This window comes from Kushneria phosphatilytica, assembly GCF_008247605.1.
Classification (GTDB): Bacteria; Pseudomonadota; Gammaproteobacteria; order Pseudomonadales; family Halomonadaceae; genus Kushneria; species Kushneria phosphatilytica.
This window is the reverse complement of sequence record NZ_CP043420.1, coordinates 165237-190914: the sequence shown is the minus strand read 5'-3', so window position 1 is coordinate 190914 and position 25678 is coordinate 165237. Positions and strand designations below refer to the sequence as shown.

The window sequence follows — 25678 nt, the reverse complement described above, 5'->3', positions numbered from 1 at the left end:
GGGGCCCGAGCGCATCAGGACTTTGCGCCCTGCACTGCCATTGCCAGCTGCTCGGCAGCCGTCTGGCTGGGCATGCTGCTGTTGACGAAGGAAGACACGATGTCGAATACCGCGTTCTTGACCGAGGCCTGAGCGGCGTAGCCATGGGCCATGCTGCCCATCAGGGTATTGTTATCGGCCGCCGCCTTGACCTGCTTGTAGCCCTTCTCGGCACAGGCATCGAGCTTGTCAGCCGAGAGGTCCATGCGCGCCGGCACCGAGCCCTTGACCTGGCTGAAGGCGATCTGGAACTCGGGCGAACCGATGGCGCGTGCCATGGTCTTTTGCAGCTCGATCTGCTGCTTGTCGTCGGTCTTGAACATGATCATCAGATCGCTGTTGAAGGTGACCGCATCCTGGGTGCCGGGGGTACGGAAACACATGAAGTCCTGCTCCGGCTTGAGATTGCCGTTGAGGAATTCGCCCTTCGCCCAGTCGCCCATGATCTGATAGAGCGCCTTGCCGTTGATGACCATCGCCGTGGCCAGGTTCCAGTCCCGTCCCGGAGAGTTGTCATCCTTGTATTTCAGCAGCTCGCGCATGCGATCAAACGCCTTGACCATGGTGTCCGACTTCAGCGCCGACTCATCCAGATCGATAAACGCCTTGCGATAGAAATCCGCACCGCCGGTCGCCAGTACCACGTTCTCGAAGACGGTGGCGTCCTGCCACGGCTGACCGCCGTACGCCAGGCCGAGATAGCCGGCGTCCTTCGCCTTTTTCATCGAAGCGATGAAGTCATCCCAGGTTTTGGGCTGCTCGATGCCCAGCTTGTCCATCAGAGACTTGTTGGCCCACACCCAGTTGGTGGAGTGGATCTCGAAGGGCGCACCGATCCAGTGGCCTTCGTACTGAGCGAAATTCTTGATTGCGGCGGGGAAGACCTCGCCCCATTTCTCCGACTGGGCGACCTCATCCAGATAACTCAGCGCACCACGCTGGGCCCAGTCGCGCGCATCGAAACCCAGTACCTGAGCAGCCGTTGGGGGGTTGCCGGAAGTGATACGCGAACGCAGTACCGCCATGGCGTTGGTGCCCGCGCCGCCGGCGACCGGCATGTTCTTCCAGCCTATCCCCTGCTCGGCCAGATCACTCTTGAGCACGCCCAGCGCCTTGGCCTCACTGCCCGAGGTCCACCAGTTGAGCACTTCAACCTGCTTGTCGCTCTGCTGATCTGCAGCCCACGACGACGATGGCATGGCCATCGCGAGCGGCAACAGCGTACAACCGATTCCACCGATAAGACGTCTTGCAATCATGGCGTGCATTCCCCGTGATCTGATCCGATCCGCAACCGAATACGTTTCTTTATGAATTCGAAGGCCCGAGCATTTGTAAGACTTTGTTCAGGCTTCTGCCGAATATTGCGCACCCCTGTTTGAGCCACAATACAACCAAGGGCGAAGCGCAGCGGATAAGCACAGTGGGCAGGCCCTGCCAAAAACGGCCACTGACCGGGATAAGCCGGGCAGTGGCCGTTATGCAAGAGAATCACTTTTTTCAGGAACCGGGCTGTTCCCAGTCGCCTTTTTCTGTCCAGGGATCGTGACGCGGAAACTCTTCGATGCTGATTTCGGGGTCGCTGTAGTCGGGTTGGTAGCGCAGGTCGTATTTGGCGGCACGGACCACCGAAACCATCAAAGGAGAGGTGAGCGCCAGAGCGCCTATCGAACCGAAGAGGGCCGAAGCCTGTCTGAAAGGTCACTGGCATGACCCGATAAACATGTAACCTGATGAGGTCCAGCAATAACGCCTGCAATCGGCATGCATTCAACAGGAACAGGTAAGCGATCATGATGGCCAGCAACAGGGATTACGACGATATCGCCTTCGAAGGCGAAAAAGTGGATGATCAAACCCTTGAAGCCAGCCGCTTCGATAACTGTTCCTTTAAAAACTGCGATTTTTCTCATGCAACATTCAGAAATTGCAGATTCACGGATTGTTCTTTTGACAATTCCAACCTGAGCGTGACCCAGTTTCCCTGCACGCTTTTACAGGGCGTGGCATTCAACCTTTGCAAAATGATGGGTATTGATTGGCCCCGCATGCGTTGCCCGTCGATTCAGATCCCGGGCGTTCTTTCTTTTGAAGAGTGCGTGTTGGATGACAGTTCGTTCTTTGGACTTTATCTGGCAGAAACAACAATGATCAGCTGCCGCATTCACAGGGTCGATTTCAGCGAAGCCAATTGTGAACAGATAGACTTCTCGGGCAGTGACCTTGAAGACACTATTTTCAACAGAACCCGTCTTCGCGGCGCCAATTTTATTGATGCCACCCATTACAGTATCAATATCCTTGAGAACGATATAAAAAACGCCAGATTCTCGCTTCCGGAAGCAGTCGCTCTACTTGATGGGCTGGATATCGAGCTTCACCATTAAAATGATTACCTTATATTAATTGCCGGCCTTGCGAGGCCGGCGTTTTTTGATAACTCTCAGGCCAAAAGACAACACGTGAACATGGCCACGCCGCACAAGTGGTTCCTGCTGCACATTCGCCGCATTGTCCGCCGGCCCCACCCGCTCTAATCTGATCATTCGCAACGTGCTGTCATCGATTCGTCACGGTAGACGCACACCCTGCCTCACGAACCGACAACCACTGCGGGAGATCGTTGATGCAGATGCTGGCGCTTTACAGTATCAAGGGCGGCGTGGGCAAGACGGCCTCGGCCGTCAATCTGGCTGCCGAGGCGAGTCTGAGCGGGCGCCGGGTGCTGCTCTGGGATCTCGATCCCCAGGCCGCCACGACCTACTATCTGCGCGAGAAGGCCAAGGTGCGTGGCGGTGGCGTCGACAAGCTGGTCAAGGGCAAGGCCGCACTCGAGAAGGCCATTCGCAATACCGAGATCGAGGGTCTCGACCTGCTGCCGGCCGCCTTCGACTCGCGCGAGCTGGACCAACTGCTGGAGGGTCGCAAGAACAGCCGCCTGCGCAAGATCCTCAAGCCGGTGTTCGATGAGTACGACCTGATCATCCTCGACTGCCCGCCGAGCATTTCGACGCTCTCCGAGCAGATCTTTTCCAGCGTCAATGCGCTGCTGGTGCCGATCGTGCCGACCACGCTATCGCTGCGCACCCTTGATCAGCTGCGTCAGCATCTCGACAAGCAGGATCACGAAACGCCGATCTGGCCCTTCTTCACGCTGGTTGATCGGCGCAAGAAGCTGCACAACGAGGTCATGGGCTCGCTGCGCGAACAGTGGCCCGCCCAGCTTTCCACCCATATCCCCTATGCCAGCGCGGTTGAGCAGATGGGGCTGAAGCAGGCGCCGATTGCCCGATTCGCCGCCCGAACCAACGCTGGCAAGGCCTATAGCACCCTGTGGGATGAGATCAGTCGGCGCATGGGCTGAGCCGGGCCCGAGCGCTGTACGCGCTCGATGCTCTTTCCGGTGTCATGACATGCCTGTCCGGTTACCACCAGCTGCGGATCACCTCAGCGACATCAGCGGGATACTCCTCGTGCACCAGGAGCTTGCCGTGTGGCAGGCGGCGGGTCTCGACGTTTTCCAGCGTCGCCAGGGCCTCCATGTTTTCGCTCGAACGGCGCGGCATGTGAGGCGTGGTGAGCATCAGGGTGCGTGCTGAAACACGACGCATCGCCGCCAGTGCGGTATCGCGCGTACGAAAGGCATCCAGCGCCCCGGTGACGAAGCGAATCGAGGCGTGGCGGGCCCCTGGCGAGGCCGGAACCCGTCGCTTGATGGCCATGCGCTCGGCATTCAGGTAGCGCGGCGTTGCGTAGACGTGCTCATCGGCCATCCTGTGGATGCACCACTCGCGGGTATTGAGCCAATAGAGGGTGCGCCCAAAGGGTTGATCGAACCAGCGCCGCACCCGCGCAAACCATGGCTTGTAATCGCCCCGGGTCATCGTCGGCAGCGGCCCGCGCCAGGTCGGCGCGACCAGGATCAGACGCTCGACCGACCCGGGGTGATCACCCAGATAGCGCATCATCAGCCCCCCGGCATGGCCTGCCGCGACCACCCCGGCCGGGCGTATATCGGTGGCCGTGAGCAAATGATCCACGAACGCCAGCAACGTCTCGGCGCTCCAATCGATGAAGGGGCGGGGCCGATCACCAAAGCCCGGCCAGTCCACAGCCAGTGTGGTGAAGCGATCGGCCAGCATCTCCTGCAGCGCCGCAAACTCCTGGCGAGTCGAGATGGTGGAGAGCGCCGGCAGCATCAGGAGGGCCGGGCCGCTGCCCTGGCGGGTGAGACCGAGCTCGATATTCCGCCCCTGCCACTGCCAGAGCAGGGTGTCGGTAGTCGCGCCAGTAGCGGGCACGGCAGAGGTCGCAGTCGCAGTCATGAAAGCCATCCGGAAGACTCGGAGAAGCCCTCAGACTACCCTGGCACACCTCTGCCGGTCGACGCTGACAGCGTTATTGACCGCTGGTCGGCAGAGTGGTGTTCCAGATGCCGGCCAGCTGGCTCAGCAGTCCACTGCCGACGCCCTGGCCACTGAAATACTGCAGCAGGGTCGGAGCAAACTGACTCGCTACCGAGGAGCTGATCCCCAGCGCGTTGAAGGCGGCACTGGTCAGTGAACCGTTGCCGCTGGCAGCGTTCGAGCCACCAGTCAGCCCGGAGAGCGTCGAGAGCACCGATCCCGAACCGCCGGAAGCCGAAGACGCGGCGCGGGCGCTGGAGAGCAGGCCATCAATGCCCGGCGCCTGATTGCTCAGCTGATTGAACTGATCGCTGCTGAGCTGATTCTTCGCCGACGCCAGTAGTGCCGCCGAGCCACCGATCGCCTGCTGGCGGGTCACCCCCAGTTGGCCGGTCAGGGTCGAAATCAGATCGGATGCCTGCTGCAGATTGCCCGAGGTCGTCCCGGCGATCGTGGCCTGCTGCCCGCTCGAAAGTGACTGATCGGCCTGACGGCTGCCGAAGGCATTGAGCACCTGCTGCGACAGGCCGCTACCGTTCGCGCCGGCCGTGGAGGCGGGCGCCGTCTGCTGCTGGTTCGACGACTGGTTGAGCGCCTGCATGGCACTGCCGACATCGTTGAGCGTGAAAGCCATCGCTGGCGTGGTCCCCAGCGTGGCAAGTGCGGTTGCAACTGCCCCAATCCGTTTTTTCATCGAACCTCCGGTTGCGCATAGTGCCGCGGTGTGAATGATGAATCGGACAATGCCACGCAGGCAGGGTTCCTGCAGTTACCAACGGTTTCCAGGTACCTTCGACTCTGACGCGGCCATCCGACGGAGCGGAACATGCGCATTCATCCCCTGCCGCCGATGCACACGCTGGTCGCCTTCGAGGCGGCAGTGCGCCACGGCAGCTTCACTCGCGCCGCGCGAGAGCTCAATCTCTCCCAGAGTGCGCTCAGCCGCCAGATTCTGGCGCTCGAGGCCTATCTCGGCCGTACCCTGTTCGTACGCGAACCGCGCCACCTGAAGCTGACCCGGGCCGGCGAACGCTATGCACCGCAAGTGCGCGATCTGCTGCAGACGTGCGCCCGCGCAACCGGTGAGGTGATGAAACATGCCGGCGAGAATGAACTCACACTCGCCTGCTCCTCGGGCATCGCCCAGTTCTGGCTGACCCCGCGACTGAGCCGTTTTCATGCCGAGCATCCGGAGATTCATCTCAACCTGATCGTACGCGACGGCGTCAATACTCTCTCAGGCTTCGAGTTCGACTTCGGACTCTACTATTTGCGCCGGTACCCCCCGCCGGGCTTCCACGCCCGGCAGCTGCTGCCCGAAGAGGTACTGCCGGTCTGCGCCCCGGCACTACTGAACGGGCGCCGGCTGACGCCTCTGGAATTGACCGAACAGACCCTGCTGGTGCTGGAGGATGCCCAAAGCCCGTGGATGTCGTGGGCAGACTGGTTTCGTCAGCACGACATCAGCGATCTCTCACGGACACGCACGCTCGCCTTCAACCTTTATCCACCGCTGGTAGAAATGGCCGTGCTCGGTCAGGGCGTGGTGCTGGGCTGGCGCCACATCATCGATAGCCGACTGGAAAGCGGTGCCCTGGTACCGGCCAGCGATCATACCGCCAGCCACGGCGGAGGTTTTCATCTGCTCACCCCGGTCGATCGTCGTGAGAATCGCGCCATGCGGGTCTTTCGCCGCTGGCTGCTGGCGCAAACGCCGACCGCCGATCAGGGGGCGGAACAGATGCAATAGACGCATGAGCAGGATGCGTCACACGCATGGACATATGCGTTTTTTGCGCTTTGCACGTGCCCCCGCCCTGGTCACGATCGGGATTCGCCTCACGATCAACAATCCGACATCGAACGGCCGGCGCCGGCCCGGTGATCCACAAGAGACAAAGAGGGTGCCATGAACGATTCTGCCACTACGGACTCCCTGCTGCTGAACAATGCCCGGCTGGTCGATGGCAGCAGCCCCACCGCTAGCGCACCGATGCACGTGCTGATCGAGGATGGGCGTATCCGCCAGGTCTCATCCGAGCCCATCACGGCCCCCGGGGCCCGGTCGATCGATCTCGAAGGCCGTACCCTGATGCCCGGGCTGATCGACTGCCATGTCCACGTCATTGCCACTACCGCCGATCTCGGCGCCAATGCTCTGCTGCCCGACTCGCTGGTCACGGCCCGTGCCACCCCGATCATGCGTGACATGCTGAAACGCGGTTTTACGACCGTGCGCGATGTGGGCGGCGCCGACCATGGTCTGAAAACCGCGCTGGAGGAGGGCCACTTCGCCGGCCCACGACTGGTGATCTGTGGCAAGGCGCTCTCCCAGACCGGCGGACACAATGATTATCGTGGCTTCTATGACGAGCGCGACGATCAGTATCAGACGCGACGACTGGGTTCGATGGGCCGGCTCTGTGACGGCGTGGACGCCGTACGCAAGGCTGCCCGTCAGGAGATCAAGGGCGGCGCCCAGTTCATCAAGGTGATGGCCAACGGCGGTGTCTCCTCACCCAGCGATCCGATCGATTTCCTGAGTTTCTCGCAGGCCGAACTCGAAGCGATCGTGGAGGAGGCGAGCAACGCCCAGACCTACGTCTCGGCACACCTCTATACCGATCAGGCAATTCACCGCGCGGTGGAAGCCGGCGTGCACTCACTCGAACACTGCAACCTGATCACACTCGAGACCGCCCGCCTGGCGGCTGAGCGTGGCGCTTTCGCCTGTCCCACGCTGGTGACCTACGAGATGCTCAAGCGTGAGGGCGCCGACTACGGCCTCAAACCAGCCTCGATTGCCAAGATCGATGATGTCCGACTGGCCGGTCTCGACAGCCTGAAGATCATGCGTGAGGCCGGACTCACCATGGCCTATGGCACTGATCTGCTCGGTGCCATGCACCGTCATCAGTCCGAGGAATTCGTCATCCGCTCACGCGTGTTACCGGTCCATGAGGTCATCCGCAGCGCCACTCTGGATGCTGCCCGGTTGCTGCGCATGGAGGGCGAGATCGGCTGTATTGCGCCCGGGGCACACGCTGATCTGATCGTGGTCGACGGCAATCCGCTGGAGGATATCAGTCTGCTGACCGGCCAGGGTCGCCACTTCTCCCTGATCCTGCAGGGCGGCCATGTGGTACAGGACACCCTGCAGGCGCAGTAGCGCGCGGGTCGCGGTAACAGATCCTTATAACAACAGGAATCATCACAACAACCACAACAGGGAGAACGGCTACCATGCACGCTCTGTTCCTGATTCTCTATATCCTGCTGATGATCGGCGTCGGGGTGTATTTCTCGCGGCGCCGGGTACACGACGACAGTGATTTCATCGTCGCCGGTCGTTCGCTGTCGACGCTGGTGCTCACCGCGACCCTGCTGGCGACCTTCGTCGGCTCGGGATCCATCGTGGGCGGCGCCAGTTTCATCTTTCAACACGGCCCGGGCGCGGCGGTCTTCTTCTTCGCCGGCACCCCGGTGGCCGCCCTGATCGTCTACTTTCTGCTGGCAGCCCGGATGCGTCGCTCACGGGCGACCACCATCCCCGGACTGATTGAGCTGCGATTCGGCCGGGCGGCCCGCACCATCGCCTCGCTGATCATCCTGCTGGCCTATGTCGGTATCGTGTCGTATCAGTTCACCGGCGCCGGTCACGCGCTCAATCTGGCCTTCGGGCTGCCGGTCTGGGTGGGTGTGATCGTCGCCGCCCTGATCATGATCGGGCTGGCGACCATGGGCGGTCTGGTGTCAGTGGCTTACACCGATTATCTCAGCGCGATCATCTTCGTCAGCATGCTGATTGCACTGCCACTGGTGCTGTTCCAGACCGGCGGGCTCGGGGAGATGTTTGCCGCCCTGCCCGCCGAGCAGCACAGCTGGTTCGGTGGTCTCTCCGGGTTTCAGATCCTGAGCTACTTCCTGCCGCTGTTTCTGCTGATTCTCGGCGATCAGAACCTCTTTCAGCGGTTTGCTGCGGCACGTGATCCGGCAACCGCCCGGCGTGCGGCCATGGGGCTGGTCATCGCCTCAGTCGTCTGTACCACGCTGATCACGCTGCTGGTCTGCGCCACCCACGTGCTGTTCCCCGATATCACGCCTTCGACTGCGCTCATGGTGCTCGCTCAGCGCGGCCTGCCGGATGTGGTCGGGGCCCTGTTACTGGCCTCGATGGTGGCGCTGCTGCTGACCACCGGTAACTCCTACCTGCTCTCTTCGGCTGCCAACCTCACCCAGGACATTCTCGGCGGATTGATGAAGGTCGAAGTGCACGATCAGCGCGGGCTGCTGCTCAATCGGCTGGCCGTGGTCGCTCTGGGCGTACTGGCTTACGCGCTGGGCGCCTTCTTTCCCAGTGTGCTGGCCATGCAGATGTACGCCTACAGCATGTATGGCGCAGCGATCACGCCCGTTTTCCTGGCAGCGCTGCTGTGGCCACGGGCCACGCCATCCGGGGCGCTGGGTGGGCTGATCGCGGGCGGCGCCATGACCCTGATCTGGGAGATCGCACTGGGCAAGCCGATGGGCTGGAACAGTGTGCTGGTGGCGATGCCGGTCGCCGTGGTGGTCATGGCGTCAGTCAGTCTGCTGAGTCGACCAAAACCCGCCAGTATTACCGAACAGGCCTGATCTCACCTGAGCACTCGATCGGTGGCCGGCATGGTCAGGCCACCTGATCCACCCTCCCTTTACCGGAACCCTGATACTTTGGTCAGGGTTTCGCGCTTCTTTCCGGAACGAAACCGATTTCGACAGGTGAAGCCGCTCACAATCTACCAGGCTGGGCGCACTGTTCATCGCTCTCCGAGGTTTCCATGTCCGACCGGCCCGGCCGCCTCTCCTTCTGTCTGGTCACCTTCTCGTTTCTGGTGATCATGATGGGGACCAGTCTGCCCACCCCGCTCTACCCGATCTACCAGACCCGGATGGGGTTTTCGCAGATCATGATCACGGTGATCTTTGCCGCCTATGCCGTGGGGGTGATCGCTGCACTGATCGGCTTTGGCAGCTGGTCGGATCAGCTGGGACGCAAACGGTTGTTGCTGGGCGGGCTGGTACTGGCCCTGATCAGTGATGTCATCTTCCTGTTCAGCACGAGCCTGACGCCACTGCTGATCGCTCGGCTGTTCTCGGGGCTCTCGGCCGGCATCTTCACCGGCACCGCCACGGTCGCCATCATCGAGCAGGCGCCACCCCAGTGGCAGCGTAATGCCACGCTGGTGGCGACGGCGACCAATGTCATGGGACTGGGGCTGGGACCGCTGGTGGGGGGCGTGCTTGCTCAATACGTCGGCTGGCCGCTGGCACTGCCTTATCTGCTGCATCTGCTGCTGTCACTGCTCGCCATGCTGGGGGTCGCCCGGGCGCCGGAGACCATTACGCCGCCCGAACAGGTGCGTCTGCACCGCCAGCGATTGTCGGTACCCGAAGAGGTACGCGGCGTGTTTATCCCTGCCGGTATTGCCGGCTTTGCCGGTACCGCTGTGCTGGGGTTGTTCACCGCAGCCGCGCCCTCTTTCGTGCAGCAGATCCTGAACATCGACAATCTCGCCATGATTGGCGTGGTGGTAATCACGCTCTTCATCGCCTCGGCCATCGGCCAGGCGCTGCTGAGCCGAATTCCGGAATCTGCGCGACTGACCGGTGGTTGTCTGGTGCTGGCACTGGGCGTGCTGCTGGTGGGGGGCAGTATCGGGCTGGCATCACTCTGGCTGATGCTGCTGGGGGCCATCGTCTCCGGGCTGGGGCAGGGGATCACGCTGCGTGCCGGCCTGGGAGAAGTGGTGGCCCACTCACCGCAGCAACGCAAGAGCGAGGTCACCTCGACCTATTTCGTGGTCATCTATATCGCCATCTCGTTACCGGTAGTCGGGCTGGGGGTGACGTCGGCGCTGACCGGACTGACCGCCGCAGGCATCGCCTTCGCCCTCATCGTTTCAGCGCTCGCGCTGACCGCAAGAGGGCTGCTGATTCGGCGCCAGCGCCGTGATGAAGCCTGACGCCGGCGTCTTCAGACTTCGGGCTGGATGAGGGCATTGTGACAGGTGTGCCCCGCTGCCAGCGCCAGCAGATTATCGCGCGTCGTGTGGGCGATTTCGTCCAGCGCCTCCTCGGTGAAAAAGCCCTGATGGCCGGTAATCAGCACGTTGGGGAACATGGCCAGCCGGGCGAACATGTCATCGTTAATGATCTCCTGAGAGTGGTCGCGAAAGAACAGCTCGCTCTCCTGCTCGTAGACATCGATCGCCAGCGCCCCCAGCTGGCGTGTGCGCAGTGCCTCGATCACCGCGCGGGTATCGATCAGCCCCCCGCGTGACGTATTCACCAGCATCGCGCCAGGCTTCATGCGTGACAGTGCGTCAGCGTTGATCAGATGATGCGTCGCCTCCGCGAGCGGACAGTGCAGCGACACAATATCGGCGCGGGCCAACAGGGTATCGAAGTCGACTGCCTCGCCGATCATCGCGAACTCCGGCGCCGGGTTCGGATCGAAGCCGAGCACCCGGCAGCCCAGGCCGTGCAGAATGCGCGCTGTGGCCAGCCCGATGCGACCGGTCCCGACCACTCCGACAGTGCGACCGTGCAGCGTGACGCCGAGCAGGCCATCGAGATTGAAGTTGCCCTCGCGTACCCGATTGAAGGCGCGGTGGGTATGGCGATTGAGCGTCATGATCAGCGCCAGGGTATGCTCGGCCACCGCCTGTGGGGAATAGGCCGGCACCCGCGCCACGGCAATGCCAAGACGCTGTGCAGCCTCGAGGTCGACATTGTTGTAGCCGGCGCAACGCAGGACCACGATCCGCACCCCCAGGCCATGGAGCTCTGTCAGCACCGGGGCATCCAGCACATCGTTGACGAATACGCAGACCGCCCGGGCGCATTCGGCCAGCGCGACGGTCTGCAGTGACAGCGCCACCGGCTGGTACACCGGCTCGAACCCCGTCCCTGCCATGGCATTATCAAGAAAGCGACGATCAAAGGGCTGGGCGCTGAAGACCGTAACCTGCATGTACTGACTCCCGAAGTGGTGGCTGGGCCTAGCCTGCCATGGAACGCGCAGCGTCAGAAGGGACGGATTGTCGCCACGCCGGACGGCGAGCGCGATACTTCATGCATAAGACAGGACCCTGCTGTCACCGGCATCTTGCTTTCATGGGGCAGGCCCTGTAGTGGTAGTGGAACCCGCCGATTCTTCTGGCCTTCGGATGATCTCATGCTGCAGCCCGTTTCCCGTCAGAGCGATCTGACCGTCAAATCGGATATACCCCCACCCCGCCCGGCCGATGTCGGCACTTTCACACCCCTGACCATCCCCGCCTTTCGTGCCATCTGGATTGCCAATCTGTTCGCCAATCTGGGGGTCTGGGCGCAATCGGTCGCGGCCGCCTGGGTGGTGACCGCTGCTCATGGCAGTGCACTGCAGGTGGCGATGATCCAGGTCGCCACAGCCCTGCCGCTGGTGCTGCTGGCGATCATCAGCGGCGTGGTCGCGGACAACCATGATCGTCGGCGCATCATGCTGTTCGGCATGTCGATCGAGATTCTCGGTGGGTTGGGGCTGACCACACTGGCCTTTCTCGATTGGCTGAACCCGAACCTGCTGCTGGTGGCCATTCTCTGTGTCTCGATTGGTGCGGCCATCACCGCACCGGCGTGGCAGGCAGCGGTCAGCGAGCAGGTGCCGCGTAATCTGGTCAGCAACGCCGTACTGCTCAACAGCGTCAACTTCAATGCGGCCCGCGCTGTCGGCCCGGCACTGGGTGGGGCACTGCTGGCGCTGGTGCAGCCGGCCTGGATCTTCCTGCTCAACTGCCTGTGCGGCATCGGTCTGCTGTGGACACTATGGCGCTGGCATCGAGCCGTACCCGAGAAGACCCTGCCACCCGAGCGCATTCTGGAAGGCATCAAGGCTGCGCTGCATTTCACCCAGTATTCCAGCGTGACCCGCCTGATCATGCTGCGCTCGTTCATCTTCGGGCTCTCGGCCAGCGCCATCTGGGCACTACTGCCACTGCTGGCCCATCAGCATCCGAATGGCAGCGCCCTGCTCTATGGGTATCTGCTCGGGGCACTGGGTCTGGGGGCGATTGCCGGCAGCACTCTGGTCACTCGCGCCCGCCGAAAACTCGGCAGCAGCCGACTGATCAGTGTCGCCGCACTGGTCCTTGGCGGCGTCATGGTCACGCTCGGCAGTATCGATACGCTCTGGGTTCTGCTGCCGGTGCTGATCATCGGTGGCAGCTGCTGGATTGCGGCGGTGGCCTCCTATAACTCGTCGGTGCAGGTACTGGTGCCGGACTGGGTCAAGGCACGAGCACTGGCGCTCTATCAGACCGCGCTCTACGCCGGTCTGACGCTGGGCTCCATGCTGTGGGGTCAGCTGGCGGAAGGCCTTGCCGTACAGGGCACAATACTGATTGCAGGGATAGCGCTGGTGCTGTCAGCACTGCTGTTTCTCCCCTCGCGATTGCCGGAACTCAGCGCTGATGAGCTGACCGGCGCACCGGCGCCCTTTACCGAACAGCCCGGGTTTGCGTTTGACCCGCGCCGTGGTTCGGTGATGGTCACCATCGAGTATCGGATTGCCGGTGAGCGTACCCGTGAATTCGCCCGGGCAGTGCGTCCGCTGCGGCGCCTGCGGCTACGCAATGGGGCCAGACGCTGGTCGCTCTATCGTGACATCGAGGACCGTGAGCTTTGGCAGGAAGTCTTCCTGGTGCCCAACTGGCTACAGCACCTGCGCATGCTCGACCGCATGACCGTCGCCGACCGGGCCGTCATCGAACGTGTCATGGCCCTGCACAACGATGCAGAGGCCCCCCGGGTGCGTCATGGGGTGAGCTATCGCTCCTCGCGCCATGCCAGCGAGACACCGATACTCGCACCGGGTAATCCCGGCCTGCAGGAGGCACGACAAGCCGATCCCGGCGAGGCCGGTGCCTGACAGGATACCAGCCGAAGGATTAGGCTGGCGTGTCACCACTGCCACCTTCGTCGGAAACTTGTCATGTCAGCCTCTGCCAGCACCGCCATACACCACACGCTCAAACGCGTTTTCGGGTTTGATGACTTCCGTGGCGGCCAGCAGGCGGTGGTGGAACGTGTTATCGAGGGTCGGTCGACGGCCGCCATCTTCGCCACCGGCGCCGGCAAGTCGCTCTGCTATCAACTGCCAGCCCTGCACCTGCCGCATCTGACGCTGGTGGTCTCACCGCTGCTGGCACTGATGCAGGATCAGCTGGCGTTCCTCAAGCGTCACGGCGTGGCGGCCGCCACCATAGACTCTTCCATGGAACGCGATGACGTGCGCGAGGTCATGCGTCGCGCCCGATCGGGCGAGCTGAAGATCCTGATGGTATCGGTGGAGCGACTGCGCAACGAACGCTTCCGCCGCTTTCTCGAACAGGTGGCCATTTCGCTGCTGGTGATCGACGAGGCGCACTGTATTTCCGAGTGGGGACACAACTTTCGCCCCGACTACCTGCGCCTGCCGGACTATCAGCGCGAATTCGGTATTCCTCAGGCGCTACTGCTGACCGCCACTGCGACGCCTGCGGTCATTCGGGACATGCAGGAACGTTTTGCCATCGCGCCTGACGATGTCATCACCACCGGCTTTTATCGTCACAATCTCGAGCTGCTGGTCGAACCGGTCGCAAGCGATGACAGGCCGAATGCCCTGTACCACTGGCTCGCCCCCCGCCAGCAGCCGGGTGCGGAAGAGCCCACCATTGTCTATGTCACCCTGCAGCAGACCGCCGAGAACCTCGCCCGCCAGCTGTCGCAACAGGGCCTGCGGGCGCGGGCCTATCACGCCGGGCTTGACGGCGAAACGCGCGACACCCTCCAGCAGCAGTTCATGAGTGGCGAGGTGCCCTGCATTGTCGCCACCATTGCCTTCGGCATGGGCATCGACAAGCGCGATATCCGTAACGTGGTGCATTTCGATCTACCCAAATCGATCGAGAACTACAGCCAGGAAATCGGCCGTGCCGGACGTGATGGTGAACACTCACGCTGTCTGGTTCTGGCCAATCGTGACGCCCTCGGGGTGCTGGAGAATTTCGTCTACGGCGATACCCCGGAGCCCGGTGGCATCCGCTACGTGCTCGAGTCGATCCGGCAGGCGGGCCACAGCGAAATGCGTCAGTGGCCGGTGGTACTCAACACGCTCTCGCGGGAGAGCAATATTCGTGTGCTGCCGCTCAAGACACTGCTGGTACAGCTGGAGATGCGCGGGTTGATCAGGCCACAGCTGGCTTATCTGGCCGAGTATCGGCTGCAGTATCTGATCGACTCAAGCGATCTGGTCGCCCGTTTCGAGGGCGAGCGAGCGCGATTCGTGACATTGCTGGTGGAGGAGATCCCGGTCGCGCGACGCTGGGGCACGGTGGATTTCGAGCGCCTCTACCAGGCCGGACAGCGCGAGCGCATCGACGCCTCGCGCTCGCGGGTGATCAGTGCGCTGGAATACTTTCAGCAGCAGGGCTGGCTGGTACTGGAGGGCAAGCGTCTGACCGATGTCTTCGAGGTACTCACGCCCGAGTTCGATATCGAGGCGCAGGCCGCGGCACTGAGTGATCACTTTCAGGCGAAGGAGCGCGCCGAGATCGAACGGCTGAACACTGTGGTCACGCTGCTGGAGAGCGAGTATTGCCTGACGAGGCGTCTGGCCGAATACTTCGGCGATGACCATTTCACGCGCGCCGATACGCCGGATCGCTGTGGCCACTGTTCAGTCTGTTTCGGTCGTATCGCTCGCCTGTCGGCACCGGCGTCCCTGCCGGCGCTGACGTCTGCGGATTTCAGCCGTTTCGCGCAGCCGTTTATCGAGCGTCATCGCGAGCAGCTGGCGACCGGGCCAGGGGCGATTCGAATCACGCGCTTTCTCTGCGGGCTGTCGATGCCGATCTTCACGCCGCTGAAGGCCCGTCAGCTGACGGGCTTTGCCCGGCTCGAGCAGTATCCCTACAGCGATGTTTATCGCTGGGTCGAACAGCAATCGATGCACCATGACTGAGCCACGCCTGCCGCTGATTCATCACCCCGGCTACAGCTTCGACTGGCCGGCGCGCCATCCTTTCCCGATGGCCAAGTTCCATGCGCTTCGCGCGCGCCTGAGCGAGCTTGGCTTCGATGACGATCCCGCCGTCGAGTGGATAACCCCGCCACCGGCCCATGATCGTCAGCTGCTGCGGGTGCATACCCCGGCGTACCTGCAGACCTTTCATCTCGGCGATGCCGATCCGCTCGCCCGCAAGCGCAGCGGCTTCCCCTGGTCGCCCGCGCTGGTACGACGCACCCTGCTGGAGGTCGGCGGCACGCTCGCCACGCTGGAGGCCGCGCTGCGTACCGGGCTGGCCTGCAACACGGCCGGCGGCACCCACCACGCCTATCCCGACGCCGCCAGCGGCTACTGCCTGCTCAACGATCTGGCGATTGCAGCCCGCGAGGCGATCGAAATGCACGGCATTCGGCAGGTATTGATCATCGACTGCGACGTTCATCAGGGCGATGGCACCGCCTGGGCCTTTCGCCATGAGCCGCGGGTGTTCACCTTCTCCATCCATGGCGAACACAACTTTCCCTTCACCAAGCGTGAGAGCGATCTGGATATGGCGCTGCCGCGAGGGACCGGCGATGAGGATTATCTGACCATGCTCGAACGGCACGTGCCAGCCCTGCTCGAACGACTGCAGCCCGAACTGGTGCTGTATGACGCCGGCGCCGATGTGCATGCCGGCGACCGACTGGGGCACTTCGAGCTCAGCCATGCCGGCGTGACACGTCGCGACAGGTTCGTGCTCAAGCAGTGCCTGATGGCAGATATCCCCGTGGCTGCGGTCATCGGCGGCGGCTATGATCGCGATCTGGCGGCACTGGCCGACCGCCACGCCCGGCTGCATTGCGTGGCGCGCGAACTGTGGCGACAGCGCTGAATCTGCTCAGGTACTTTCGCGGGTGATCAGGCGCACGCCGAGATCCACCTGGCGCGCCCCTGGCGCATCCGACTTGCCGAGTCGGGCGAGCAGCAGTTCGGCGACCTGCCGGCCGATCTCATATTTGGGCGGCTCGACAGTCGTCAGCGGTGGGACAGTATTGGGCGTAAACTCCAGATTGCCGAACCCGGCGACCGCCAGCCGTCCCGGAATCTCCCAGCCACGACGCTGACACTCGAACATCACCCCCAGCGCCACCATGTCATTGGCGCAGAAGACGGCACTGATCGATGGCCGCTCGGCCATCAGTTCGCTCAGCAGCGCCCCGGCTTCCGCGGTATCGGTCGCGCCACCCAGTTCGCGCATGGTCACCCGAGCGCCACCCTGTTCCATACCTTCCTGAAATCCCCGATAACGCTCACCGGCGCGTACATCACGGCTGAAACTGGGGCTGATGAAAGCGGTATCGCGATAGCCGCGCTCGAGCAGATGACGGGCGATCAGCTGACCGGTCGCGTAGTGCGAAAAGCCTGCCACCATATCCAGCGCCGGTTGCCCGTAGTCCCACATCTCCACCAGCGGTATATCGCTGTCGAGCAGCATCGATACCGTGCGACGGCCATGGCGGAAGCCGGTCATCACCAGGCCCGCGGGTGACCAGCTCATCATCGAGCGGACCAGCTCTTCCTCGCGTGCCTCGTCAAATTCGGTGTTGCCGATCAGCAGTTGATAACCCGCCTCCCGCAGCCGTTTCTCCAGCGTATCGAGCGTCGCCGCAAAGAAGGAGTTGCTGATGGTGGGCACCAGCACGCCGATGATGCGTGAGCGCGACGACGCCAGCCCACCGGCCATGGTGTTGGGCAGATAACCCAGCCGCTCCACAGCCGCCTGAATACGCTGGCCGCGCTGTTCGGAGACCTCATCGGGCCGGCGCAGATAGAGAGATACGGTGCTGGGTGAGACACCTGCAATACGTGCCACATCACCCATGGTGACACGCTGGGAACCTCGTCGCTGTCTGGGTGTGGCCAAGGCTGTTCGACTTCCTCTGCAAGCGATGATGCCGAGCTGCGAAGCAGTTCCGGACGGGTGAGTCATCTTCTCTGCTGGCTGAAGACAGCGCAACCTTGCCGGCGCATGAGGAACTACCGGACCTGCTGTCACCTGCGACCAAGGTGGGATGGGATCGTAATAATCGCATCGCTATCGTAGCGCTACGAAATATAGATATCGAAACCGTGTCCCATGGCGACGGGTGCAGCGTTTCATCAAACGCATTTCGAGAAACACCTTTCGCCTCGAGCCACGCAACCTTATTTTGCAGCGCTACGAAAGAGGCGACTCATGAGTGAGATGTTCCGCAGCCGTGCCAGCGCCACGACCGACCAGCCACGCCAGACCCATGTGCGCTATCTGATTCTTGCCATGCTGTTCGGCATTACCCTGATCAATTACGCCGACCGCTCCGCGATTTCGATTGTCGGACCGGCACTGCGCGACGACCTGGGGATCAACAGCGTCACCATGGGGTATATCTTCTCCGCCTTCTCATGGGCCTATGTCATTGCCCAGCTCCCCGGCGGCTGGCTGCTGGATCGCTTCGGCTCCCGTCGGGTTTATGCCGCCGGCATTCTGCTGTGGTCGACCTTTACCTTCTTTCAGGGCACCGCAGGCGCCTTTACCGCCGGGGCTGCCGTGATCGTGCTGTTCGTCCTGCGCTTTCTGGTGGGGCTGGCGGAGTCTCCCTCCTTTCCGGGCAACAGTCGCATTGTCGCCAGCTGGTTTCCGCTGCAGGAGCGCGGCCGGGCCGCCACCATCTTCAATTCCGCACAGTATTTCGCCACCGTGCTGTTCGCACCGATCATGGGGGCACTGACCTACCATTTCGGCTGGGAGGCCACCTTCTTCGTCATGGGCGCGCTGGGCGTGGTGTGTTTCTTTATCTGGCTGGTCGTGGTGCACGCCCCGCGCGATCATCAACGCGCCAATGAGGCCGAAGTGGCCTATATCGCCGAGGGCGGTGCGCTGGTCGACATGGATCACGACAGCCGGACGCAGACCAGTCAGCGTGGTCATACCGGGCGCACCCTGCGGCGCCTGCTCTCCTCGCGCATGCTGGTCGGCATCTATATCAGCCAGTACTGCTTCAATGCGCTGACCTGGTTCTTCCTCACCTGGTTTCCGGTCTATCTCGTCGATGCCCGCGGCATGAATATCCTCGAGGCCGGTTTCGTGGCCTCGATTCCGGCCGTGTGCGGCTTTGCCGGCGGCATTCTCAGCGGCGTCTTTTCCGACATGATGCTGCGCCGTGGACATTCGCTGACGGCAGCCCGCAAGACACCCATCGTGCTGGGCATGACGCTGTCGACCAGCATGCTGATCTGCAACTACATCGATATCGACTGGCTGATCGTGGCCATCATGGCGCTGGCCTTCTTCGGCAAGGGGTTTGGCGGCCTGGGCTGGGCGATCATGTCCGATGTCGCGCCGAAAGAGGCCAGCGGCCTGAGCGGCGGTCTGTTCAACATGTTCGGTAACTGTTCGGGCATCGTGACGCCGATCGCGATCGGCTACATCGTCAACGACACCGGCTCCTTCAATGGTGCGCTGATTTTCGTGATCGCCCACGCCCTGACAGCCGTCTTCAGTTATCTCTTCATCGTCGGCCGGATCGAACGCATCCGTTTCGACTGACCCACCCTGCGCTTTCGCTATCACCCAGGAGCCGGAAATGATCATCACCGAGCTGAAAACCCATGTGCTCGCCGCCCCACTCGAGCAACCGTTCGCTTTCTCCCAGGGCTGGGTACAGCGCCGCACCGCCATGCTGGTCGAGATTGTCACCGACGAAGGTCTCACCGGCTGGGGCGAGTGCGTCAACCACGGCCTGCAGCCACCGCAGGTGGCGCGCGCCATGGTCGAGCACGCCCTGAAGCCGCTGATCATCGGGCGCTCGATCTTCGAGCGCGAAGTGCTCTGGGAAGAGATGTACAACCATACCCGCCCCTATGGTCAGAAGGGCATCGCCCTGTTCGGCATTGCGGCAATCGATATCGCGCTCTGGGACCTCGCCGGCAAGGCACTCGGCCAGCCGATTCATCGTCTGCTGGGCGGCGCCTTTCGTCGCGAAATCAGACCCTATGCCACCGGGTTCTATCGCCGTGAAGGGGGCCGTTACCCCGAAGAAGTGGTCGAAGAGGCGCTGCGTCATCAGGCCAATGGCTATCGGGCCATGAAGCTCAAGACCGGCTTTGGTATCGAGGCCGACCTGCGTGACATGCGCGCCGTACGCGAAGCCGTGGGGGACGATATCGCCCTGATGATGGATGCCAACTGCGCCTATAGCGTGCCCGCCGCACGCCGAATCCTGATGGAGCTTGAAGAGACCCGGGTGCATCTCTTCGAGGAGCCGTTGAGTCCGGAGAACCGACACGGTTACCGCGAACTCAAGGGCGTGTCACGCACCTGGATTGCTGCCGGCGAGAACGAATACTCCCGCATCGGCTATCGCGACTTCATCAGCGAGGGCGCGCTTGATGTGATTCAGCCCGATATCGGCGCCGCGGGCGGCATCACCGAGTGTCGCCGCATCGCCACGCTGGCACAGGCCTGGCACGTCCCGGTCATGCCACACGTATGGGGCACCGGTATCGGTCTGGCCGCTGCCGTACAGTTCATCGCCACCCTGCCGCCCCAGCCGCTCTCCCTGACACCGGAGGCGCCGATGCTCGAATACGATCAGTCGAGTCATCCCTTCCGACGCGAGCTGATCAATGGAGAATTCGCACTCAATGCCAACGGCTGTGTTGAGGTGCTCGAGCGCCCGGGGCTGGGAATCGACATCGATCGCAGTGTCATCGACCACTACCGGCTCGACGACTGATCGCCCCATTTCATCAGGATGACAAACATGCAGGATTCACAGAGAAAAGTCGTGGTACTGGGCGTGGACGGGCTGATCCCGGAACTACTCGAGCGCTTCTGCGATGAAGGCGTGCTGCCCAACATCCGGCGCCTGCTCGACGAGGGCGGAGCGACCCGACTGATGCCCTGGATCTCGACCTGGGGTGATACCAACTTCGTGACCATGCTGACCGGCCAGGCCCCGGGTACCAGCTGGATCGGCCAGCGCATGCCGCCTGTCGGTACTCGGCATCTGCTGGAGCTGATGAGCGAGCAGGGGTACAGAAGTGCCCTGGTGCACTTTCCCGAAAGTCTCCAGCCGAGTGGCGCGCAGGATTTCTGCCTGGCGCCCTTCTGGAGCGGTGCCGGCCCTGCCCCCATGGAAATGGCGGCTGCCGCCCTGCACACCACGGACGATCTACCGGTGACAGCGCAGCCCTCGGAGTCGCTGGGTTGGCCACCTTCCGGTGCCACGCTCGCCCATCACCAAAAGCACAATCGTCGGGCGATCGAAGTGCATGACGAAGGCTTCACCGCCACCCTTCAGCTCAACGATGGCACCACCCGGTCACTGCGTATGCAAGCCGATGATGAGGGCCTGACCCTGCACTGCCACGATCGACCCATCACTCTGAGCAGTGGCGAGTGGAGCGAGTGGTTGTCGATCGGTGACGATGAATACTCGGGACGAGTACGTTTCAAACTGCTGGCCTTCGACCCGATCCATCACCATGTCGAGCTGCTGCAGTCCCAGATTACCATACCGGCCGAGCACAGCAGCCAGCCCGAGCTGGCACGTGCCCTGATCGATCGGCATGGCCCCTTCATCTCGAAGTGGACGGTCACGGCTTCGCCCGACGAGCGCTGGTTCGAGACCAGCTTCGAGGAGGGACGCTATCAGCTCGACTGGCTCACCAACGCGGCCATGACCCTGCTCAACGAGCACAACTTCAACCTGTTCGCCACGGTATTCCGGCTCAACGACGAAACTCACCATACCTGTCTCGCCCAGTGCGATCCCGCCTCGCCGTTCTATCGCCCCGAGCAGCGCGAACGCTATCTGGACGTGATCCGCCATGCCTATCGGGTGCTCGACGAGGGCGTAGGACGCCTATTGCAACAGCGCCGTGACGATACCCTGATCGTGCTGGCGTCTGATCATGGCGACGTGCCCAACCGCTATCTCTGCGATATTTACCGTCGGCTTGAGGCATTCGATCTCTGCACGCTCGATGATTACGGTCAGCCAATCCGCCATCAAAGCCGAGCATTGCTCAAGGATGAGCGCGGCGGACTGGAGATTTTCGTCAATCTGGCCGGACGCGACCCCGAAGGCGTGGTCGCGCCGGCCGATTTCGATCAAGTGCAGACCCGTATTCTGCGCGCCCTCACCAGCTGGTACTGCGTCACCCCCGACGGTGAGCAGAACGTGATCGCCGTGGCGCTGAAAAAATGCGATGCCCAGGTACTGGGCTACTGGGGTGAACATGCCGGCGATGTCCTCTTTGCCTACAGCCCGGGATTCGTCTGGGGTACCAACCAGCACGGCGATACCCTTGCCCCGGTGCAGAGCCCCGGCGCCAATCATGGCCCGCAGATACCCAGCGCGCGCACCGATTTTGCCTCCAATCACGGGCTGGCCGTGCTGCATGGTCCCGGCATCGACAGCAGCGGGCGCTACGGGCTGGCGCATAATGAGGGATTCCCGCGCATGAGCGACGCAGGCGCCACTCTGGCGCATTGGCTCGCCCTCCCCGACAGTGCCACGCTGGATGGTCGAGTACTGACTGCACTACTGAAGCACTAGCACGCTTCATCCCGGGGCCGATCGGGCACGCGCCATGCGTGGGCGCATGGATACACCACCGGAGTCGCCATACCCGGGCCCCGTCACCTGAGCCAAGACCGTATTCATCCGGGCGCTTTCCACCGCTCCGGCAGGTCAATCATCCCATGATGAAATGGCTTGTCTTTGCCATTAATGAAAATGATTATCATAAACTTTGACAAAGAATAATCATTTACACAAAATCCCTGTTGATAAGAAATATTTCTGATAATCAGCTCAAGGGCTCATCATGAACATCTCACGGGGTCGTGCCGGCAGCGGCATTCGCTATCGACTACCGCTGGCAGGGTCGCCGCTTGTCTTCCACTCTTCCCTTTTGGCTCCCGCCAGCGTCGCCGCTCTCGCTTCATTGACATCGACCCAGGCACTCGCCGAGAACGAAACGCCGGTCACACTGGCGCCGGTGACCGTCACCGCCAGCAACCTGTACGGCAACGTGGGATACACCCGGGACACCACCACGGCTGGTACGCACTTCGAGTTGAGCCCAAAGGAAATCCCCCAGACCATCAGCATTGTTACCGAGCAGCGCATCAGGGATCAGGATCTTGAGGACATTGACGATGTGCTCTCCAACACAACCGGCATTTCCGCCAGTCACATCGACAGCAATCGTGTCTCGTTCTATTCCCGCGGCTTTCGCATCAACACCTATCAGTACGATGGCATCCCTACGCTCAATACCAGTAGCGCCTGGTATTTCGGAGAGGGCGCGCTCAATACGGCTATCTACGACCGTGTCGAAGTTGTTCGTGGCGCCAACGGTCTGTTGACGGGAGCCGGCAATCCGGGCGCCTCGGTCAACTTCGTGCGCAAGCATGCTGACAGCCGCAAACTCACAGGCTCAGTCAGTGGCGCCTACGGCAGTTGGGATCAGCAGCGCGGTGTCGTGGATGTCACCACGCCGCTCACCCGGTCGGGTAATGTACGCGCCCGTTTCATCGGCGGCTACGACTCCGGAGATTCCTGGCTTGACCGCTACTCCGATCGCAGGAAATTCGGCTACGCGGTCATCGACGCAGATGTCACTGCTGACACCACCCTCTCGGTAGGATACGACTATCAGGATACTCATGCCTCGTCGCCCACCTGGGGGGGACTGCCGCTCTGGTACAGCAATGGCAGCAAAACCGATTACACCCGTGGTTTCAGTGTGGCGCCGGACTGGTCCTACTACGATTTCGAATCCAGAAAGGTATTTACCGAACTCGAGCATCAGTTCGGCAACGGCTGGGCGCTGCGCGGCACAGCGACGCACGCCGAGACGGATATGGATGCCAGACTCGCCTATCCCTCCGGCTTCCCCGATCGAAACACGGGTGAGGGCGTTTACTATTACACCGGATGGAACACCGGCGAACGCACGATGGATTCCGTCGACACCTATGCCAATGGCCCTTTCGAACTGCTCGGTCGCGAGCATGAGCTCGTCATCGGGGGGAGTTATAGCGAACAATCCAACGACTATGACAACAGCTACACGGCAGGTTTTCCTGTCAGTGATCTCGACCACTGGAACGGCTCGACGCCCGAACAGGACTGGCCCGGTTTCGCACCCTCGGAAAGCACCAGTGTGAGACAGAAGGCCGTATACGGTGCAGCGCGTCTTTCGCTGGCGGAGCCGCTGACACTGATCATCGGGGCACGGTATACCGACTGGCAGGGACGCAGCTGGGCCAGTGCCAGCGGTAATGAAAACCAGCACCAGGACGATATTACGCCCTATGGCGGTCTGGTGTATGACCTCAACGACACCTGGTCAGCCTTTGTCAGCTATACCGAGATTTTCCAGCCGCAGGACTATCGGGACGCCGGTGGCAGCTTTCTCAAGCCGGTGGTGGGCAAAAACTACGAAACCGGCCTCAAGGCTGCATGGTTCGATGGCCTGCTGAATGCCTCGTTCTCGGTCTTCCGCATCGAGCAGGACAATGTCGGAGTCGTGGCCGGGCAACTGCCCAACAATGGACGCAACTATTACGCCGCCGCCAATGGCGTAGTCAGCGAAGGCTTCGACGCCGAGCTGAGTGGCGCGGTCACCGATCACCTCGATCTGACCGCCGGTTTTACTCACTACACGGCCACCGATGACGATGGCTCGTTCAATACGGATCGACCCCGCACCCAGGCCAATCTCTTCGCCAGCTATCGCATACCGCGATGGCAGCAGCTGACGGTAGGCGGCGGCATCAACTGGCAGAGTCACACCTTCAAAGACGATGTCGACGGTCCCAGTGGCACGACCCGGAATTTCGAGCAGGGCAGTTATACGCTGGTGAACGTATTCGGCCGCTATCAGTTCACGTCTGAACTCTCATTGCAGCTCAACGTGCACAACCTGTTCGATAAAAAATACTACAGCTATTTCGATGGCTACGGCGTCTATGGGGAACCCCTCAACGCCACGACCACGCTGACCTACTCGTTCTGAACGGTATTGGCGGCCTTGCCCGTCCTGCCGGGCGGGCATTCGGTGCCTGGCGCCTCACTCGCCCCAGGTGCGCTCCAGTACCCGCAGCCAATTGTCGTGACAGAGTCGGGTGATCAGGGCCTTATCGAGGCCGTGCTGGCGCAACGCATCTCGCAGCCGGGGCAGACCGCTGCAATCGCCGATCGCACGGGGTACCACGGCGCCATCAAAATCGGAGCCGAAGCCCACCCCGTGCTCACCCAACCGCTCAAGCAGATGATCGAGATGACGCAGCAGGACATCCAGCGCACAATCGCCCTGCATGCGACCATCCGGTCGCAGAAAGGCCGTGGCGAAATTGATGCCCACCAGGCCATCGCGCTCGGCCATCATGTCGAGCTGACGATCGGTCAGATTGCGAGCGTGGGGGCAGATGGCGTGGGCATTGGAGTGGCTGGCTACCAGCGGCGCATCGGATAGCGCCGCGACATCGTTGAAGCCGGCTTCATTGAGGTGAGAAAGATCCAGCATGATGCCGAGCCGATTGCACTCGCGCACCAACTGTCGCCCGGCGTCGGTCAGTCCGGGGCCGATATCGCCGGTAGAGGGGAATCGGAAAGGCACGCCATGGCCGAAACGGGTCGGCCGGCTCCACACCGGACCGAGCGAGCGCAGTCCGGCCGCGTGAAAGACCTCCAGCGCATTAAAGTCGGGATCGATGGCCTCGGCCCCTTCCATGTGCAGCACCGCCGCCATGTTATCGCCTGCCAGCGCCGTGCGAATCTCACCTGCCGTGGTGCAGGGCGTGATCGCACCCAACGCGGCCAGCCGACGAAAGGAGGCGATCTGCGCCAGCGCCGAAGTCAGCGCCTCGGACTCGCTCAGTGCCGGCGGCAGTGGCACGTCATAACCGCCCTCGTGCCCCGCCATGTCACGCCCAAGATCACTCTGCGGACTCGGCACAAACACGGCAAACAGGCCACCGCCAAAACCACCCGCGCGAGCGCGTGGCAGATCGATATGGCCGCCCCGATAGCCTTCCAGTACCTGTTGTTCGGTGACGGCGCCCGTGTGGATGCGCCCCAGCAGATCGTTGTGGCCATCGAAGATGGCGGGTTCCTGCCGATTCATG

General features: G+C 62.1%; 19 protein-coding genes. 13 read left to right on the top strand and 6 right to left on the bottom strand.

The window, feature by feature from the left end; all coding sequences use genetic code 11:
• Positions 1–14 precede the first annotated feature (14 nt).
• The gene (locus FY550_RS00870) at positions 15–1298 is read right to left on the bottom strand and encodes an ABC transporter substrate-binding protein (RefSeq protein WP_070980693.1); all 1284 of its coding nucleotides are present in this window, start codon (positions 1296–1298) and stop codon (positions 15–17) included.
• 534 nt (positions 1299–1832) lie between these two features.
• Between FY550_RS00870 and FY550_RS00865 the strand changes: the two genes are divergently transcribed.
• Both FY550_RS00865 and FY550_RS00860 read left to right on the top strand, forming a co-directional pair.
• A complete protein-coding gene (locus FY550_RS00865) occupies positions 1833–2426 on the top strand; it encodes a pentapeptide repeat-containing protein (RefSeq protein WP_070980691.1) in 594 nt (197 codons plus the stop codon).
• Positions 2427–2665: 239 nt separating this feature from the next.
• Entirely contained in the window at positions 2666–3403 is a 738-nt protein-coding gene (locus FY550_RS00860) for a ParA family protein (protein WP_070980689.1), read from the top strand.
• A gap of 61 nt (positions 3404–3464) precedes the next feature.
• Here FY550_RS00860 and FY550_RS00855 read toward each other — a convergent pair whose 3' ends face one another.
• Together FY550_RS00855 and FY550_RS00850 are read right to left on the bottom strand one after the other, a co-directional pair.
• Complete coding sequence (locus FY550_RS00855; protein ID WP_168201473.1) at positions 3465–4364, bottom strand: alpha/beta fold hydrolase; 900 nt, start codon at positions 4362–4364, stop codon at positions 3465–3467.
• 73 nt (positions 4365–4437) lie between these two features.
• Entirely contained in the window at positions 4438–5139 is a 702-nt protein-coding gene (locus FY550_RS00850) for a DUF2780 domain-containing protein (protein ID WP_070980686.1), read from the bottom strand.
• A gap of 132 nt (positions 5140–5271) precedes the next feature.
• Between FY550_RS00850 and FY550_RS00845 the strand changes: the two genes are divergently transcribed.
• From FY550_RS00845 to FY550_RS00830, 4 genes are all read left to right on the top strand, one after another.
• The gene (locus FY550_RS00845) at positions 5272–6195 is read left to right on the top strand and encodes a LysR substrate-binding domain-containing protein (protein ID WP_070980684.1); all 924 of its coding nucleotides are present in this window, start codon (positions 5272–5274) and stop codon (positions 6193–6195) included.
• A gap of 159 nt (positions 6196–6354) precedes the next feature.
• Entirely contained in the window at positions 6355–7614 is a 1260-nt protein-coding gene (locus FY550_RS00840) for a metal-dependent hydrolase family protein (protein WP_070980681.1), read from the top strand.
• 74 nt (positions 7615–7688) lie between these two features.
• Complete coding sequence (locus FY550_RS00835) at positions 7689–9077, top strand: sodium:solute symporter family protein (RefSeq protein WP_070980679.1); 1389 nt, start codon at positions 7689–7691, stop codon at positions 9075–9077.
• Positions 9078–9262: 185 nt separating this feature from the next.
• Positions 9263–10447: an MFS transporter gene (locus FY550_RS00830; protein ID WP_070980676.1), complete on the top strand. Its 1185-nt coding sequence runs from the start codon at positions 9263–9265 to the stop codon at positions 10445–10447.
• An 11-nt stretch (positions 10448–10458) separates the two neighbouring features.
• Here the strand turns inward: FY550_RS00830 and FY550_RS00825 are convergent, their stop codons facing one another.
• On the bottom strand, positions 10459–11457 hold the full coding sequence (locus FY550_RS00825; protein WP_070980674.1) for a 2-hydroxyacid dehydrogenase: 999 nt from the start codon (positions 11455–11457) through the stop codon (positions 10459–10461).
• A 204-nt stretch (positions 11458–11661) separates the two neighbouring features.
• Between FY550_RS00825 and FY550_RS00820 the strand changes: the two genes are divergently transcribed.
• The 3 genes from FY550_RS00820 to FY550_RS00810 all read left to right on the top strand — a co-directional run bounded on the left by FY550_RS00820 (position 11662) and on the right by FY550_RS00810 (position 16387).
• Complete coding sequence (locus FY550_RS00820) at positions 11662–13392, top strand: MFS transporter (protein ID WP_149054288.1); 1731 nt, start codon at positions 11662–11664, stop codon at positions 13390–13392.
• Between the two features lie 63 nt (positions 13393–13455).
• Complete coding sequence (locus FY550_RS00815) at positions 13456–15468, top strand: RecQ family ATP-dependent DNA helicase (protein WP_199287827.1); 2013 nt, start codon at positions 13456–13458, stop codon at positions 15466–15468.
• Positions 15461–16387 carry a histone deacetylase family protein gene (locus tag FY550_RS00810; protein ID WP_070980667.1) on the top strand — a complete coding sequence of 309 codons (927 nt, stop codon included), beginning with the start codon at positions 15461–15463 and terminating at the stop codon, positions 16385–16387. The genes FY550_RS00815 and FY550_RS00810 overlap by 8 nt, the downstream gene beginning before the upstream one ends.
• A gap of 6 nt (positions 16388–16393) precedes the next feature.
• On the opposite strand, the gene FY550_RS00805 is transcribed toward FY550_RS00810, so the two are convergent.
• Positions 16394–17419 (bottom strand): LacI family DNA-binding transcriptional regulator, encoded by a 1026-nt coding sequence (locus FY550_RS00805; protein WP_168201472.1) that lies wholly within the window; start codon positions 17417–17419, stop codon positions 16394–16396.
• Between the two features lie 312 nt (positions 17420–17731).
• Between FY550_RS00805 and FY550_RS00800 the strand changes: the two genes are divergently transcribed.
• The 4 genes from FY550_RS00800 to fhuE all read left to right on the top strand — a co-directional run bounded on the left by FY550_RS00800 (position 17732) and on the right by fhuE (position 24567).
• The gene (locus tag FY550_RS00800; RefSeq protein WP_276205000.1) at positions 17732–19081 is read left to right on the top strand and encodes an MFS transporter; all 1350 of its coding nucleotides are present in this window, start codon (positions 17732–17734) and stop codon (positions 19079–19081) included.
• A gap of 37 nt (positions 19082–19118) precedes the next feature.
• Positions 19119–20270, top strand: a complete 1152-nt coding sequence (locus tag FY550_RS00795; RefSeq protein WP_070980665.1) for a mandelate racemase/muconate lactonizing enzyme family protein — start codon at positions 19119–19121, stop codon at positions 20268–20270.
• A gap of 27 nt (positions 20271–20297) precedes the next feature.
• On the top strand, positions 20298–22097 hold the full coding sequence (locus FY550_RS00790) for an alkaline phosphatase family protein (RefSeq protein WP_070980663.1): 1800 nt from the start codon (positions 20298–20300) through the stop codon (positions 22095–22097).
• Between the two features lie 271 nt (positions 22098–22368).
• On the top strand, positions 22369–24567 hold the full coding sequence (gene fhuE / locus FY550_RS00785) for a ferric-rhodotorulic acid/ferric-coprogen receptor FhuE (protein ID WP_084388228.1): 2199 nt from the start codon (positions 22369–22371) through the stop codon (positions 24565–24567).
• Positions 24568–24621: 54 nt separating this feature from the next.
• Here fhuE and FY550_RS00780 read toward each other — a convergent pair whose 3' ends face one another.
• Positions 24622–25677 (bottom strand): dipeptidase, encoded by a 1056-nt coding sequence (locus tag FY550_RS00780; protein ID WP_070980661.1) that lies wholly within the window; start codon positions 25675–25677, stop codon positions 24622–24624.
• Position 25678: the final 1 nt, after the last annotated feature.

What these genes read in the sequence shown, in the direction of transcription:
- FY550_RS00865 (WP_070980691.1), top strand. Translation starts at nt 1,833, where the DNA reads ATGATGGCCAGCAACAGGGATTACGACGATATCGCCTTCGAAGGCGAA.
- FY550_RS00780 (WP_070980661.1), bottom strand. Translation starts at nt 25,677, where the DNA reads ATGAATCGGCAGGAACCCGCCATCTTCGATGGCCACAACGATCTGCTG.
- FY550_RS00820 (WP_149054288.1), top strand. Translation starts at nt 11,662, where the DNA reads ATGCTGCAGCCCGTTTCCCGTCAGAGCGATCTGACCGTCAAATCGGAT.
- FY550_RS00825 (WP_070980674.1), bottom strand. Translation starts at nt 11,457, where the DNA reads ATGCAGGTTACGGTCTTCAGCGCCCAGCCCTTTGATCGTCGCTTTCTT.
- FY550_RS00815 (WP_199287827.1), top strand. Translation starts at nt 13,456, where the DNA reads ATGTCAGCCTCTGCCAGCACCGCCATACACCACACGCTCAAACGCGTT.
- FY550_RS00810 (WP_070980667.1), top strand. Translation starts at nt 15,461, where the DNA reads ATGACTGAGCCACGCCTGCCGCTGATTCATCACCCCGGCTACAGCTTC.
- FY550_RS00830 (WP_070980676.1), top strand. Translation starts at nt 9,263, where the DNA reads ATGTCCGACCGGCCCGGCCGCCTCTCCTTCTGTCTGGTCACCTTCTCG.
- FY550_RS00870 (WP_070980693.1), bottom strand. Translation starts at nt 1,298, where the DNA reads ATGATTGCAAGACGTCTTATCGGTGGAATCGGTTGTACGCTGTTGCCG.
- FY550_RS00850 (WP_070980686.1), bottom strand. Translation starts at nt 5,139, where the DNA reads ATGAAAAAACGGATTGGGGCAGTTGCAACCGCACTTGCCACGCTGGGG.
- FY550_RS00855 (WP_168201473.1), bottom strand. Translation starts at nt 4,364, where the DNA reads ATGACTGCGACTGCGACCTCTGCCGTGCCCGCTACTGGCGCGACTACC.
- fhuE (WP_084388228.1), top strand. Translation starts at nt 22,369, where the DNA reads ATGAACATCTCACGGGGTCGTGCCGGCAGCGGCATTCGCTATCGACTA.
- FY550_RS00835 (WP_070980679.1), top strand. Translation starts at nt 7,689, where the DNA reads ATGCACGCTCTGTTCCTGATTCTCTATATCCTGCTGATGATCGGCGTC.
- FY550_RS00795 (WP_070980665.1), top strand. Translation starts at nt 19,119, where the DNA reads ATGATCATCACCGAGCTGAAAACCCATGTGCTCGCCGCCCCACTCGAG.
- FY550_RS00840 (WP_070980681.1), top strand. Translation starts at nt 6,355, where the DNA reads ATGAACGATTCTGCCACTACGGACTCCCTGCTGCTGAACAATGCCCGG.
- FY550_RS00845 (WP_070980684.1), top strand. Translation starts at nt 5,272, where the DNA reads ATGCGCATTCATCCCCTGCCGCCGATGCACACGCTGGTCGCCTTCGAG.
- FY550_RS00860 (WP_070980689.1), top strand. Translation starts at nt 2,666, where the DNA reads ATGCAGATGCTGGCGCTTTACAGTATCAAGGGCGGCGTGGGCAAGACG.
- FY550_RS00790 (WP_070980663.1), top strand. Translation starts at nt 20,298, where the DNA reads ATGCAGGATTCACAGAGAAAAGTCGTGGTACTGGGCGTGGACGGGCTG.
- FY550_RS00800 (WP_276205000.1), top strand. Translation starts at nt 17,732, where the DNA reads ATGAGTGAGATGTTCCGCAGCCGTGCCAGCGCCACGACCGACCAGCCA.